General features: G+C 66.5%; 11 protein-coding genes. 5 read left to right on the top strand and 6 right to left on the bottom strand.

Going from position 1 to position 14,989, the window contains the following annotated elements; translation table 11 throughout:
* Position 1: 1 nt before the first annotated feature.
* Positions 2-2,245 (bottom strand): heavy metal translocating P-type ATPase, encoded by a 2,244-nt coding sequence (locus JC881_RS09620; protein ID WP_198785489.1) that lies wholly within the window; start codon positions 2,243-2,245, stop codon positions 2-4.
* Between the two features lie 144 nt (positions 2,246-2,389).
* Between JC881_RS09620 and JC881_RS09615 the strand changes: the two genes are divergently transcribed.
* Both JC881_RS09615 and cueR read left to right on the top strand, forming a co-directional pair.
* Entirely contained in the window at positions 2,390-2,584 is a 195-nt protein-coding gene (locus tag JC881_RS09615; protein ID WP_198785488.1) for a heavy-metal-associated domain-containing protein, read from the top strand.
* Positions 2,581-2,982: a Cu(I)-responsive transcriptional regulator gene (gene cueR, locus JC881_RS09610; RefSeq protein WP_198785487.1), complete on the top strand. Its 402-nt coding sequence runs from the start codon at positions 2,581-2,583 to the stop codon at positions 2,980-2,982. The genes JC881_RS09615 and cueR overlap by 4 nt, the downstream gene beginning before the upstream one ends.
* Before the next feature lie 117 nt (positions 2,983-3,099).
* Here cueR and JC881_RS09605 read toward each other — a convergent pair whose 3' ends face one another.
* Entirely contained in the window at positions 3,100-4,044 is a 945-nt protein-coding gene (locus tag JC881_RS09605; protein ID WP_198785486.1) for a YcjF family protein, read from the bottom strand.
* Positions 4,045-4,612: 568 nt separating this feature from the next.
* Here JC881_RS09605 and creB point away from each other — a divergent pair.
* Positions 4,613-5,407, top strand: a complete 795-nt coding sequence (gene creB, locus JC881_RS09600) for a two-component system response regulator CreB (protein WP_198785485.1) — start codon at positions 4,613-4,615, stop codon at positions 5,405-5,407.
* Entirely contained in the window at positions 5,404-6,843 is a 1,440-nt protein-coding gene (gene creC / locus JC881_RS09595) for a two-component system sensor histidine kinase CreC (protein ID WP_198785484.1), read from the top strand. Before creB ends, creC begins: the two co-directional genes overlap by 4 nt.
* A 16-nt stretch (positions 6,844-6,859) precedes the next feature.
* Here creC and JC881_RS09590 read toward each other — a convergent pair whose 3' ends face one another.
* The 4 genes from JC881_RS09590 to creD form a co-directional block, all read right to left on the bottom strand.
* On the bottom strand, positions 6,860-7,465 hold the full coding sequence (locus JC881_RS09590; protein WP_198785483.1) for a hypothetical protein: 606 nt from the start codon (positions 7,463-7,465) through the stop codon (positions 6,860-6,862).
* A gap of 76 nt (positions 7,466-7,541) precedes the next feature.
* Entirely contained in the window at positions 7,542-9,944 is a 2,403-nt protein-coding gene (locus tag JC881_RS09585) for a penicillin-binding protein 1A (RefSeq protein ID WP_198785482.1), read from the bottom strand.
* A 12-nt stretch (positions 9,945-9,956) separates the two neighbouring features.
* Positions 9,957-11,249 (bottom strand): glycoside hydrolase family 3 protein, encoded by a 1,293-nt coding sequence (locus JC881_RS09580; RefSeq protein WP_198785481.1) that lies wholly within the window; start codon positions 11,247-11,249, stop codon positions 9,957-9,959.
* On the bottom strand, positions 11,246-12,721 hold the full coding sequence (creD, locus tag JC881_RS09575; RefSeq protein WP_198785480.1) for a cell envelope integrity protein CreD: 1,476 nt from the start codon (positions 12,719-12,721) through the stop codon (positions 11,246-11,248). The genes JC881_RS09580 and creD overlap by 4 nt, the downstream gene beginning before the upstream one ends.
* Positions 12,722-12,926: 205 nt before the next feature.
* On the opposite strand from creD, the gene JC881_RS09570 reads away from it, so the two are divergent.
* Positions 12,927-14,987, top strand: coding sequence for a VIT and vWA domain-containing protein (locus tag JC881_RS09570; RefSeq protein ID WP_198785479.1), 2,061 nt, complete (start codon positions 12,927-12,929; stop codon positions 14,985-14,987).
* The last annotated feature ends 2 nt before the right edge of the window (positions 14,988-14,989 follow it).

Genomic DNA, 14,989 nt, shown 5'->3' with positions numbered 1-14,989 from the left:
CTCAGGGCTTCCAGCGGCGCAGCAGCAGCGCATTGGCCATCACGCTCACGCTCGACAGCGCCATCGCCGCGCCGGCCACCACCGGGCTCAGCAGGCCGAAGGCCGCGAGCGGGATGCCGGCCACGTTGTAGGCAAAGGCCCAGAACAGGTTCTGCCGGATCTTGGCCACGGTGCGCGCGGAGAGTTCGAACGCCTGGGCCACCAGCGCGAGGTCGCCGCGCATCAGCGTGATGCCGGCCGCTTCCATCGCCACGTCGGTGCCACCGCCCGAGGGCGCCATCGCGATCCCCACGTCGGCCGCGGCGAGCGCGGGCGCGTCGTTGGCGCCATCGCCGACCATCGCCACCACGTGGCCGTCGCGACGCAAGGCGCTGACCTGCGCGGCCTTGTCGGCCGGCAGCACGTCGGCGCGCACATCCTCGATCGCGATGCCGAGCCGCGCCGCCATCGCCTGCGCCGCGCGCAGGTTGTCGCCCGAGATCATCACCACGCGCAGGCCTCGCGCACGCAGCGTGCGAATGGCTTCGGCAGCCTGTGGCTTGGGCTCGTCGGCGAAGCCCAGCAGGGCCTGCACATGTGCGGCACCTGCTTCATCGAAACGCAACAGTGCCGACACCGTGGCGCCTTGCACCTGCAGGCTGTCGATCTCGGCTTCCGCGGGCATCGCATCGAGCTCCCTGCACCAGCGCAGGCTCGCGATGGCCCAGGTGGCGCCGTTCACTTCGCCGCGAACGCCACGGCCCGGCATGGCCTGCATCGCGCCCAGGGGCAGCGCCTGCACGCCGCGCTGCGCAGCGGCCGCGAGCACCGCGCGTGCGAGCGGATGCTCGCTGCCGCCTTGCAGGCTGGCGGCCGTTGCCAGCAGTTGGTCTTCCGTGGCCTCGATGCCTGCAACCGGCAGCAATGCAGTGAGCACCGGCCGCCCCAATGTCAGCGTGCCGGTCTTGTCGAAGGCGACGGTGTCGACGCGGTGCGCGATCTCCAGCGAGCGTGCGTCCTTGATCAGGATGCCGTGCCGCGCAGCCACGCCGGTGCCGGCCATCACGGCCACTGGCGTGGCGAGGCCCAACGCGCAAGGGCAGGCAATCACCAACACGGCGACCGCATGGATCAACGCGGTTTCGATGCCCGCGCCTGCGATCAACCAGCCCATCAGCGTGACCAGCGCAATCACCAGCACCACGGGCACGAACACGGCCGCGACCTTGTCCACCAACCGCTGGATCGGCGCCTTGGCGGCTTGCGCATCCTCGACCAGGCGGATGATGCGTGCCAGCACGCTCTCGGCGCCGATCGCACGCACCTCGATCACCATCCGGCCATCGCCGTTGACCGCACCGCCTGTGAGCGCATCGCCCGGTTCCTTGGCCACCGGCAGGGGTTCGCCGGTGAGCATCGATTCATCGACTTCGGACTGGCCTTCGATCACGCGCGAATCGGCGGGCACGCGCTCGCCGGGCCGCACGGCGAGGCGGTCGCCTACCATCACCTCGGCGAGCGGCACATCGCTCTCGCCGCGCGCGCCCACCAGGTGCGCCACTTCGGGCCGCAATTGCTGCAGCGCACGGATCGCGGAAGTCGCCTGGCGCTTGGCACGCGCCTCGAGCCACTTGCCCAGCAGCACCAGCGTGATCACTACTGCGGCTGCTTCGAAATAGAGATGCGGCATCCCGCCGTGGCCCGCGTGTTCGCCGGTCGCCGCGCGCCACCACAGCCACAGCGACAGCCCGAAGGCCGCGCTGGTGCCGAGTGCCACCAGCAGGTCCATGTTGCCGGTGCGGGCCTTGGCCGCATGCCAGCCCGCGCGATAGAAACGCGCCCCGAGCCAGAACTGCACCGGCGCGGCGAGCAACAGCTGCAGCCAGGGCGGCAGCATCCAGTCCTGTCCGAACGGATCGCCGAGCATCGGCGCCAAAAGCGGAATCGACAGTGCCAGGCCGACGGCCACCGGGCCGAAGCCGTGCCACGGTGACAGGGCCGCCGCTTCGTCGGCCGCGCTGCTCGCCGCGCGCGGCTCGTAGCCGGCGGCCCGCACGGCGCGGCGCAGGCGCGCGTCCATGTCTTCGGCATCGGTGGTCACCACGCGGGCCGATTCGGTCGCGAGGTTGACGCTCACGTCCTGCACGCCGGGCACATTCTTCAAGGCGCGCTCCACGCGCATCACGCACGAAGCGCAGGTCATGCCGCCCACCGAGAGGTCCAGCGTGGCGGTGGTTGACGAGGGGAGTTGCTGCAAGGTTTCCATGTCCCGAAGACTAAAGCCTCACACCATGGCAAGGTCAAGGCCGGATCTGAAGTGCCCCTTCGCTGGACGTTGACATCGTGAGAGGGTTCAAACTGGCGGCTCATTGCATTCATTCATTCATCCATCCAAGAAGGAGTCAGAACGATGAGCCAGAAATTCCAGGTCTCGGGCATGAGCTGCGGCCACTGCGTGAGCGCGGTGCAGAACGCGGTGCAGACGGTCGATCCCGAAGCGCAGGTCACGGTGGACCTCGAGACGGGCCATGTCGACGTGCTGAGCGAGCAGCCGCGCAAGGACATCGTGGCCGCGATCGAGAACGCGGGCTACGGCGTTCAATGACGGGCCAGGTCGCCATCTGCGAAGCGGCGCGCCTGTCGGGCGTGTCGGCGCGCATGGTCCGGCACTACGAGGGGCTGGGCCTGTTGCCGGCGGTGGCGCGCACCGACAGCGGCTACCGCCAGTACGGCGAGGCCGATGTGCACACGCTGCGCTTCATCAAGCGCTCGCGCGACCTGGGTTTCTCGATGGAAGAAATCGCCGAACTGGTGGGCCTCTGGCACAACCGCCGGCGCGCGAGTTCGAGCGTCAAGCGGATCGCGCAGAAGCACCTGGGCGAACTGGAGCAGCGCATCGCGGACATGCAGTCGATGCGCAACACGCTCGCGCACCTGGTGCATTGCTGTCACGGCGATGCGCGGCCGGACTGCCCGATCCTGGACGACCTGAGCAAGGTTTAGCCGACTCTCTCCTCTAGAAACACCGCGGAACCGGCTTTGCCGGGCCGCTGGTGTTGCCCCCGGCGAGGGGGTTGGCGAAGCGACACGCAGTGCGCGAAGCCTGGGGGAGTGCCTGTTTCAGGCGCCTCGTACAAGCGACAGCACCTTGCCCGCATCCAGCGTGCGGGCCTTCTCCTGGATGGCCGGCAGGTATTGCGTCTGCAGGCTCTGCCCTTCCTTCACCACGCCGGAGAACGCGTCCTTGAGCATCTGCGTCGAGAGCGTGCGGCCGCCGGCGTAGTAGCGCTTGGCCACATGGCCCAGCGCGTAGGTCGAGGCGAAGCTCATGCCCGAACTCACGGCCTGGTTGCCGAGGCCCCGCAGCAGGCCGCCGCCCACCTTGCCGAGCAAGCCACCCAGCAGCTTGCGCCCGGCCTGCTCCAGATACTGCGAAGTCAGGCCCACGCCGACCGTGGCCAGGAAATCCTTGATGTGGCCGCTGTCGAGCTGGTAGCCATGGGCCTGGCCGATGCGGTAGACCAGCTTCATCTGCAGCGGAATGATCGCCATGGTCGAGAGCGTCTCGGGCAGCAGTTCGAGCGCGCCGTTGAGGATCGCGGCATTGAGGATCGACTTGTCGAGCTCGGCGCTGTCGGGCGTGTTGGGGGCGGCCACCGCCGTGACGGCGGTGCCTGCCGCAGCACCCACGGGCACCGCGGCAATCTCTTCGGCCTGCTGCGAGAACCGCGCCGCCGAGGCATCGAGGCCGAGCGAGGTGCGCACGTCCGCAAGGAACATGCGCTCCGCTTCCGATTGCGCGCCGTCGGCATCGCAGACGCACACCGCCATCTCATAGGCGAGCTGCTTCGATTCGTTGCTGGTCAGCTCACCCGCCACCGAAGCGAGGGAAACACGCTTCATCAGCACGTCCTGGTAGAGCGTCGGCAGGTTCAACCCGTCGGCTTGCGACAGGCCCTCCGCAATGCGCTTGATCTCGGCGCGTTCGCGCTCGTGTTTCTCGCCGTCGACAAAGGCAGCCAGCAGGCTCAGGGTCACGATGGCCTTGGTTTCTGAGGGTGTCATGTTCGAAATTTTTCGCAATGTGAAGGACGGCATTGGGTCGCCACGAGCCTCGAAGGTTCCTTTCCGCGTTGTCCCCGCAAAACTTGGGCAACTCTGTGGATAACGTCGGCACTTCTGTGTAGGGGTGTGGCAAGTGGTTGATTTCAAAAGGAAATCTACATATTGCCCAAATAAGAGGCAATGAATTTCTTGCGCCCAAAACCGTCTTTCGCAGATTTGTCGGGGACTGTCAAAGGACAACTCTGGGGAGAGTTTTGGCACAAGCCATCGGTTATCCACAGGGCCGGCGGGTTGCCCGATGTTGTCCCTTTTGCGGGTACATCCCGGAAGCAGGGCTGCGCACAGTGACGCAGCTGTGACAAGTCGTTGTCACATAACGAAAAAAGTGCCCTGTCCACAGAAGAGGGCTTCCCTTATCTACTACTACTAATTTGAATAAGAAGAATAAGAAATAGAAGACAGAAAGAGCGCCGCGCCAAAAAAAAGGCCGCGAACGGCCGCGCCGGTCCCCGGCGCCTCGGACGAAAACCGGCATCGCCGCCTTCCTTCCCCTCGCTAACATTCGCGGATGAGCTTCAAACCCCGGATCCTGATCGCCGAAGACGAATCGGGCATCGCCGATACGCTGCAGTACGTCCTCAAGAGCGACGGCTTCACGCCGGTCTGGTGCGCCACCGCCGAAGAAGCGATCGCGCAGTTCGCGCAGGAGCCGCCCGCGCTGGCCATCCTGGACATCGGCCTGCCCGATCTCAACGGGTTCGAACTCTTCAAGCGCCTGAGGGCGCTGAACCAGTCGCAGGGCGGTCCCGAGGTGCCGATGCTGTTTCTCACGGCCCGCAGCGACGAAATCGACCGCGTGGTGGGGCTGGAACTGGGCGCGGACGACTACATCGCCAAGCCGTTTTCGCCGCGCGAACTGGTCGCGCGGGTCCGCACGATCCTGCGGCGCAGCACGCGCAACAGCCCTGGAGGCCCCGGAACGGCCGCAGCGCAGGGAACCGGGGTACCCCCTCAAAATTCGACCGCAGCGCCTCCAGCGACGCCACAGGCCCCGCCAATGCCCTTCGCGGTCGACAACGAGCGGATGCAGATCCGGTACTACGGCCGGCTCCTGGAGCTCTCGCGCTACGAATACGGGCTCCTGCGGCTGCTCGTGCAGCGGCCGGGCCGCGTCTTCACGCGCGACGAATTGCTGGAACACGTCTGGGACGACGCGAGCGACAGCTTCGATCGCACGGTCGATGCGCACATCAAGACGCTGCGCGCCAAGCTCAAGGCGGTGGCGCCCGACGTCGAGCCGATCCGCACGCTGCGCGGTACCGGCTATGCGCTGAACGAAGAATTGCCGGCCAGGGTTTCGTGACCCGGCGCACGCGGATCTTCATCGGCATCCTGCTGATCTACACGGCGGGCATCGCCTTTCTGCTTTACCGCGTGGTGTCGGACATCGATCCGCGCTACCGCGAATCGGCCGAGGAATCGCTGGTCGAGACTTCGCAATTGATGGCCAGCCTGGTCGAGCAGGACGTGATCGCGGGCGCCATCAACACCGATCGGCTGGAGCCGCTGTTCCGCACGGTCTATGCGCGCGAGTTCTCGGCGCAGATCTACAACCTGCACAAAAGCCAGGTGGAACTGCGCGTGTACGTCACGGACCGCAGCGGCCGCGTGATGTTCGATTCGCTCGGCAGGCACCTGGGCGCCGACTACTCGCAGTGGAGCGACGTGAGCCGCACGCTCGCGGGTCTCTACGGCGCGCGCACCTCGCGCGACGTCGACGGCGATCCGCGCACCTCGGTGATGTACGTGGGCGCGCCGATCCGCTGGAACAACGAGATCGTCGGCATGGTCAGCGTCGGCAAGCCGGTGCAGAGCTTCGGCCAGTTCGTGGAAGACGCGCGGGCCCGCACGCTGTGGGTCGGCGTGGGTTCGGGCCTGGCGCTGTTGCTGCTGGCGCTGATCGTTTCGGTCTGGTTGGTGCGGCCGTTCGGGCTGATCTCGGACTACTGGACCTGGGTCCGCGCACAGCGCAGCCTGAGCTTCTCGCGCATGGCGCGGCGCGCGGTCGACGCAGTGCGCACCGGCTTCAGCGAAATGCGCGATGCATTGACGGGCCGCAACTACGTGGCCGACTACGTGCAGACCTTCACGCACGAAGTGAAGAGCCCGCTCTCGGCGATTCGCGGCGCGGCCGAGCTGCTGCAGGAGCCGTCGATGCCGCATGCGGAGCGCGAGCGGTTCTTGAAGAACATCGAGCGCGAGACGCAGCGCATCCAGGAAATCGTCGACCGCATGATGGAGCTCACCGCGCTCGAAACGCGGCGCGCGCTGGAGCGCACGGAGCCGGTGCCGCTGGCTTCGCTGATCGACGACATTGCCATCAGCGCGCAGCCCGCGGCGGCCAAGCGGAACATCCGCCTCCTGGTGAACATTCGCGCCGAAGCCAGCACGGAAGGCGATCCGTTCCTGCTGCGCCGCGCGATCAGCAACCTGCTGGACAACGCGATCGATTTCTCACCGCCCGACAGCGAAGTGCTGCTGACGCTGGAGACCACCGCGAAGCTCGCGCGCGTGAGCGTGCGCGATCACGGGCCAGGCATTCCAGAGTACGCGCAGGAAAAAGTCTTCCAGAAGTTCTATTCGCTCGCGCGGCCGCACAACCAGAAGAAAAGCACGGGGCTGGGGCTGGCGTTCGTCAAGGAAATCGCGGCGCTGCACCGCGGGCGCATCGAACTGGGCAATGCGGCGCGCGGCGGCGCGGTAGCGACGCTCACGCTGCCGCTGGCGTCACACCACTGATCGGGTCACTGGCCGATCACTGGCCAATCAGGGCGCCGTAGGCGCTGCGCGTCTCGGGGCTCACCGCATCGAGCAACTGCTCGTACGAGGTCTGGTGCCGCGCCAGCATGCGCGCCGATGCCACCGTCTTCGACTTGCAGAACCAGTGGCAGGTGTGCTGCATCAGGAAGAGCTCGGCCGACATGGTGAAGGCCTTGGACTTGGCCGGACGGCTCGATGCGTTCTTCATCACGCCGGCGATGCCGCGCGCGTGGATCTTCAACGCTTCGCGCAGGTCGAAGGTCGCGGACGGAAAGAGCTTGTGCGCGTAGGGAATGGCCAGGGGCAGCTTGCTCACGCGCGTTTCCGCTTCGGGAACGCGTGCGAACTCGGCCGCGAAATTGTCGAACTGCGCCGAGAGTTTTTCCTCGGTGGTATCGAGCAGGCTCCAGATCTGCTGGCGGCGTTCGGGATCGTCTTCGCCGAGGCACCGCAGGTAGCCCTGGGTCAGGCTCTCCATCAGCTTCTCGATCTGGTACTGGCCCAGGTGGCTTCCCAGCAGCGCGATGCGCTGGCGCTGGTCTCTGGACTTGAGGATGTAGGCGCCGACAAGAAGCAGCGCCACCAGCGTGAGGATTTCCATGAATGCGTTCGGCCAAAGCAAAAAAAGGGGACGGCACCGAGTGTAGAGACCCGGTGGCGTCCCCCTTCCGGCGCGGTTACCTGAAGAAGTCGAGGATGCGGCTGCGTTCTTCGGGCGGCGGCGGCGCGCCGATCGGCGCACCCGTGAGTTCTTCCACCGGCGGCGGCGCCTGCTCCGCGTTTTCCAGGCCCAGGCTCGCCACGTTGTGGCCCGGTGTGAAGTCGTCGAAGTACCACTCGCCGTCGATGTTCACCACGCCGGGCGGTTCGGCCGGCTGCGTCACCGGCACGCCCTGCAGCGCCGACTGCATGTAGCCGATCCAGATCGGCAGGCTCAGGCTGCCGCCGGTTTCGCCGCGCACGCCGAGCTGGCGCGGCGTGTCGTAGCCGATCCATGCGATGCCCACGCGCGTGGGCTGGAAGCCCGCGAACCAGGTGTCGAAGGAATCGTTGGTGGTGCCGGTCTTGCCGTAGAGGTCGTCGCGCTTCAGGGCCTGGTGCGCCTTGAACGCGGTGCCGCCCTTCACCACGCTTTGCAGCAGCGAATCCATGATGAAGGCATTGCGCTGGGGAATGGCGCGACGCGCTTCGTCGAGCACCGGCGGCTCGGTTTCCATGATGACCTTGTCCTTCATGTCGGTGACGCGCGTGACCAGGTACGGATTGACGCGGTAGCCGCCGTTGGCGAACACCGAGTAGCCCACCGCCATCTGCATCGGCGTGACCGAGCCGGCGCCCAGGCCCATCGGCAGGTTGGCGGGCTGCTTGTCCTTGTCGAAGCCGAACTTGGTGACCCAGTCCTGCGCATAGGGCGCGCCGATCGACTGCAGCACGCGCAGCGTCACCAGGTTCTTGGATTTCATGAGCGCGGTGCGCAGCGGCATCGGGCCTTCGTAGGTGCCTTCGAAATTCTTCGGCTCCCAGGGCTGGCCGCCGTTGGCGTTGGCATCGAAATACAGCGGCGCATCGTTCACCACGGTGGCGGGGGTGAAGCCCTTTTCGAGCGCGGCCGAATAGATGAACGGCTTGAAGCTCGAACCCGGCTGGCGCCACGCCTGCGTCACGTGGTTGAACTTGTTCTTGCCGAAATCGAAACCGCCAACCAGTGCCCGGATCGCGCCGCTGCGCGGGTCCATGGCGATGAAGGCGCCTTCGACTTCGGGCAGTTGCGTGATTTCCCACGTGCCCTTGGGCGTCTTCGCCACGCGGATCACCGCGCCGCGGCGGATCTTGATATTGGGCGGGGCCTTGGCCGCGAGGCCCGACTGCGCGGGCTTGAGGCCTTCGCCGGTGATCTGGATCGCTTCGCCGTTGGCGCGCACGGCGTTGATTTCCTTCGCGTTGGCATCGAGCACGACGGCGGCGATCACATCGCCGTTGTCCGGATGTTCTGCCAGCGCGTCGTCCACGGCTTCGTCGACTTCCTTTTGCTCGGTCGGCAAATCGACGAACTTCTCGGGGCCACGATAGACCTGGCGCCGCTCGTAATCCATGATGCCCTTGCGCAGCGACTTGTAGGCGGCGGCCTGGTCGGCCGCGACGAGCGAGGTGTAGACCTTCATGCCGCTGGTGTAGATGCTGTCGCCGTACTGCGCGTACATCATCTGCCGCACGGTCTCGGCCACGTACTCGGCGTGCAGCCGGTTCGGATCGGCCGCGTCGCGCAGGTGCAGCTCTTCCTTCTTCGCTTCGGCCGCCTGGTCGGCGGTGATGAAGCCGGTCTCCTGCATGCGGTCGATCACGTAGAGCTGGCGCGCCCGCGCGCGGCGCGGGTTGGCCACCGGGTTGTTCGCGCCAGGGGCCTTCGGCAAACCGGCGAGCATGGCGGCTTCGGCGATGGTCACGTTCTGCAAAGGCTTGCCGAAATACGCCTCGGAGGCGGCGGCGAAACCGTAGGCGCGATTGCCCAGGTAGATCTGGTTCAGGTAGATCTCCAGGATCTGGTCCTTCGTGAGCTGCTGCTCGAGCCGGAAGGCCAGCATGATCTCGTAGGTCTTGCGGCTGAGCGTGCGCTCCGAGCTCAGGTAGACGTTGCGCGCCACCTGCATCGTGATGGTCGAGGCGCCCTGCTTGCGGCCGCCCTTGAGGCTGGCCACCGCGGCGCGCATGAAGCCCTTGTAGTCGACGCCGCCGTGGTCGTAGAAGCGCGCGTCTTCCACGGCGAGCACGGCGTCTTTCATGATCTTCGGAATGCTCGCGAAGGGCGTGAGGTTGCGGCGCTCTTCGCCGAACTCGCCGATCAGCGTGCCTTCGGTCGAGTACACGCGCAGCGGCAGCTTGGGCCGGTAGTCGGCGAGCTCGGAAATGTCGGGCAGCTTCGGATAGATGGCGACCACCGTGACGATGGATGCGACCAGCACCACCAGTGCGCCGGAGCCCACCACGATGGCGCTCCATTTGCCGATGCGTTGCCAGCGCGCGTTGCGGTCGTCCGGCGTGGCGCCGTCTTCGGGTGGGGAGGAGCTTGAACGTTTGAACATAAAAAGGGGCTGCTAGCGAAAGGGTTGGAGCCGACGGGGGCCGCTGCGTTCCAGCATCGGCAGGTCGAGTGCGCCGCGCTGCGCGGCCTGCTGCGCGCAATGCATGGCGTCGAAATACTTGTCGTGGTCGAAGGCGATCAACAACAGGTCCACACCGGCATCGAGGGCGCGGACCGTGGCGTCGCACAGCCCGCGGTTGTAGGCCGCGCCCATCGTCAGATCGTCGGTGACGAGGAGGCCTTCAAAGCCCCACTCGCCGCGAATCAGCTGCTGCACGATTTTGCGCGAGAAAGAGGCCGGATAGACCGCGTCGAGTTCCGGAACGATCACATGGCCGAGCATGATCGCGGCGTTCGAGTTTTTCGACACGTCTTGAAACGGCTTCCAGTCATGTGTTGCAAGTCGGGCGACGGGCGTGCGCAGGGTCGCGGCGAAGTGGTGCGTGTCTTCGGTCACGCCCGCAAGGCCGGGAAAGTGCTTGAGGGTGCCGCGCACGCCAGCCGATTCGAGGCCTTGCTCGTAAGCGAGCGCCACCTGCGCGGTGAGTGCGGGATCGGCCGAGATGGCGCGTTCGTCGATGCGGGTGTGCAAGTCCCACTTGCCGGGCGCGCGGCCGGTGCGCAGATCGACCACGGGGCTGAAGTTGAGCGTGATGCCGAGCGCGGCGAGCGAGCGGCCTTGCTGCGCGCCGTAGGCATGGGCACGCTGCGCGAGTTCGGCTTCGGGCACGTCGGCATCGAGCAGCGTGGAGAGACCGGGCTGGCGTTCGATCAAGGGCGAGAGGCGGGATACCGCGCCGCCCTCCTGGTCCGTCGCAACGATCAGCGCGGGCAGGCCGGCTTCGCGGCGCAGCGCCTGCAAGTCGTCGATCTCCTTGCGCAGATCGGCGGCAGTGCGCCCCCTCACGTTGCGGCCCGTGATGAACACGCCGCCGATCAAGCCCTTGCGCGCGAGCTCGTGCAGGTCCTTCGCGTCGTCGTAGCCGACCATGAAGTGCGCGCCCAGCGTTTGCGCCACCGGCCCGGACGAAGTCGCCACGTCGGCACGGTGACGCCAGCCCGCCGCTTCGTTGCCGAGGGCCGTGAGCAACGCCGCGAACACCAGGCCCAGCGACACCGGGCGCAACACGCGACGCCCGAAACGCCATGCGGTCACCGCGCTCAGGCACAGCGCACTCAGCAACATCGGCAACTCCCCAGTGCGCATGAAGCGCAGATGCGGGTCCTTCAGGTGCCAGGCCCAGAACCACAGCGCTGCCAGGGCCAGCCAGCCCAGGGCGCCGAGCGCGAACCGCAGGAGTTTCATGCGCCTTGTGCGATGGGCGCGACGGGCACGGTGGGCTCCACGCGCCGCGACAGCGCGTACCAGTCGACCTTGCGCGTCACCAGCATCAGCGTGGCCAGCATCCCGAATATCAGCAGTGCGCCGAGCAACAGTGCATTGCTTTCGGAGGCGAGCAGCCCGTAGAGCGCGCCGTACAACAGCGCGATGAAAGCACCGAACGACAGGCCGCGTCGCCAGCCGCCGAGCACCGCGCTGAAGTACACGGCGAGCAGTGCGACGCTCGCGCTGGCCGCGCTCGCATAAGCGATCCAGAACGCGAACTTCTCCGACAGCGCGAGCAGCAGCAGGAAGAACAGCGCGATCGAAAGGCCCACCAGGCCGTACTGGATCGGGTGCAGCCGCAGCTTGCGAAAGAGCTCGAACATGAAGGCGGCCATCAGCACCAGGCCGATGAACAGCATGCCGTACTTGCCGGCGCGTGTGCTCATCGAATAGACGTTGATCGGCTGCGCGAGCGACACGTCGAAAGTCTGCAACGTGCCGAGGTTGCGTTGCGGCCGTGCGCTGCTTGCCGTTGCGGCTGCGGCTGCGGCGTCGCTCGCATCGCCGCGGCCGGAGAGCCCGGCGCGCACCTGCTCGCGCGCCGAGGTCACGAGCGACGAGATGCGCCATTGCGCATCGAAGCCCTGCGGCGTCACGTTGCGTTGCGCAGCGAGAAAGCGACCGCCGAAACTCGGGTGCGCCCAGGGGGAGGTGAGGCGCGCGGTGGTCTCTTCGGCGATGGGGGCGATCGCGAGGGTGTCCTGGCCGACCAGGCCGAGTTTCATCTCGAAGGTCAAGGGCGCGTTGGCTTGCCACGCCGCGAGCGCGGCGCCAGTGACCGGCGCGTGGATGCCGTCGGCGAACCAGGCGTCGTCGGCAATGCCCGGCACGCGCTGCTTGAAACGCAGCGCCTCGCCACCCATCACCAGCGCCGGCGAACCGTCGAGACCGCGCAGGTCGCTCACGTTGAAGGCGACGAAGGGCGCCTTGAATTCGATCTTCGAATCGGTTTCGCTGTGCGGCAGGACCCTGGGGTCGAAGGCCGCGAAACCACCGGTCAGCGTCGCGTTGAGCGTGTAGAACGGGATCTTGAAGATGCCGCGATAGCGCTCTTGCGGCGTCATCGAGCCGTCGATGTGCAGCTTGTCGGGAAACACCACGTGGGCCATTTCCTTGCTGCGCTGCTCCTGGCCGATCACCTTGCCTTGGGCATCGCGCAGCGGCTCCATCCAGCGCTCGACATACGGAACCAGCAACAGCGGCCCGACCATGGTCTGGCGGCTGGCATAGGTGGCGGCGAGCTCCTGGGCCGCTTCGCGCTGGCTCTCGCCGCGCTCGCGGTTGATCGAATCGATTTCTGCCAGCGGAATGCACAGCAGCAGCACCAGGAAGAACAGGCCGGCCACCTTGGCCAGCACGGACGCCTGAAGGGCTTTCAGGAACTGAAGCATGATTTTTTCTCCTCGTCTGTAGCGAAGCGGCGATGCTCTTCGCACGAGCCGAAGGCTGTGTGAAGCACCCGGGCGGTGTCACTTCACACAGGCTTCACAGAGCGCGACGTTCGCGGTCGGCGACTTCAAGGAGCCTTCCAACTGCCTTCTCGCGGGGTGCCGAAAGTTGCGGCCGTGCAAGTTCGCACGGACAAGGACCCCCGCCATGGATGCCACCATCACCCCACGTCCCGGCCGCTGGCTCTGGCTCGCCACCGTGAGCCTGGCGACCGCAGGCTTCATCGCCATGGGCCTGCGCCCGGTGCATGCGCAGGAAGCACCCGCCGGCCCGCGCCTGAAGACGGAGAGCCCCTACTTCTTCGTCAAGAGCGACGACCCCTCGGTCGATCGCCTGCCGCTCAAGGGCACCGAAGTCGCCGTGAAGATTTCGGGCGTGATCGCCGATGTCACGGTCACGCAGACCTACCGCAACGAAGGCCAGCGCGCCATCGAGGCCAAATACGTGTTCCCCGGTTCGACCAAGGCCGCGGTGAGCGGCCTCAACATTCGATTGGCCGACCGCCTGATCACCGCGCAGATCCGCGAGAAGCAGCAAGCGCAGATCGAATACGACACCGCCAAGAAAGAGGGCAAGACCGCCGCGCTGCTCGAGCAGCACCTGCCCAACGTGTTCCAGATGAACGTTGCCAACATCCTGCCCGGCGACGACGTGAAGGTGGAGCTGCGCTACACCGAACTCCTGGTGCCGCAATCGGGCAACTACGAGTTCGTGTTCCCGACCGTGGTCGGCCCGCGCTACAACAGCCCGCAATCGACGAACGCACAAGCCAAGTGGGTCGCCCAACCCACGCTGCAGGCAGGCGTCGCGCCGAGCACCAGCTTCAAGCTCAAGGCCACCATCGACACGCCGATGGGCCTGAAGGAAGTGCGCTCGACCACCCACGCGATCGACGTGAAGAAGAGCGACGAAGACCAGCACGCCGACATCACGCTCACAGCCGATGGCCGCCCCGCCGACAACCGCGACTTCGTGCTCGACTACCGCCTCGCGGGCGAAAAGATCGAGTCGGGCCTGATGCTCTACAAGGGCCAGGGCGAGAACGCCGAGAACTTTTTCCTCGCCATGGTCGAGCCCCCCAAGGCCGTGGCCGCCAGTGCTATCTCGCCGCGAGACTACATCTTCGTGGTCGACATCTCGGGCTCGATGCACGGCTTTCCGCTGGACACCGCCAAGACGGTGCTCGAACGCCTGATCGGGGGTCTCCGCCCGAGCGACACCTTCAACGTGCTGCTGTTCTCGGGCAGCAACAAGATGCTCTCGCCCAAATCCGTGCCGGCCACGCGCGCCAACATCGAGCAGGCACTCGCGACGATCAAGAACTACGACGGCAGCGGCAGCACCGAACTGATTCCCGCATTGAAGCGTGTCTACGCCGAGCCGAAGGAAGAGAACGTGTCGCGCACCGTGGTCGTTGTGACCGACGGCTACGTGACGGTCGAGCGCGAAGCCTTCGACCTGGTGCGCAACAACCTCTCGAAGGCCAACGTGTTCGCCTTCGGCATCGGTTCTTCGGTCAACCGCAGCCTGATGGAAGGCATTGCACGCGCCGGCATGGGCGAGCCGTTCATCATCACCGACCCGGTGCAGGCGCCCGAGCAGGCCGCGCGCTTTCGTCGCATGGTGGAGTCGCCGGTGCTCACCAGCGTGAAGGCCACCTTCGGCGGCCTCGATGTGTACGAAGTGGAACCGCAGGCCCTGCCCGACGTGCTCGGCGAACGCCCGGTGATCGTGTTCGGCAAGTGGCGTGGCGAACCCAGGGGCCGCGTGATCATCGAAGGCCAGAGCGCCAGCGGCCCCTACCGCCAGGAAGTGCGCATCGATGAGCGCACCCGCCTGGACACCGCGGCGCTGCGCACGCTGTGGGCGCGCCATCGCATCCAGAGCCTGAGCGACCAGGAAACGCTCGAAGGCAGTGCGGCTTTCAAGGAACGCATCACCGAGCTGGGGCTGAAGTACAGCCTGCTCACGCAATACACGAGCTTCATCGCGGTCGACAAGGTGGTGCGCAACGCGGCGCCGCAGAACAGCGTGGATGTGAACCAGCCGCTGCCGATGCCGCAAGGCGTGAGCAACCAGGCGCTGGGCGCCGAAGTGCCCAGCACGCCGGAACCGGAGTCGCTGGGCGCCATCGCCGTCGTGCTGTCGATGCTGGCCATGCTGCGCCGCCGAGCGCGCCGCAACGACGCACGCCGCTTCACCTCCTGAAC

Origin of the sequence: Variovorax sp. IB41 (assembly GCF_016405905.1) — a bacterium.
Classification (GTDB): domain Bacteria; phylum Pseudomonadota; class Gammaproteobacteria; order Burkholderiales; family Burkholderiaceae_C; genus Variovorax.
Note: the sequence above shows the minus strand (reverse complement) of the source record. Positions and strands in the feature narration are given on the sequence as shown.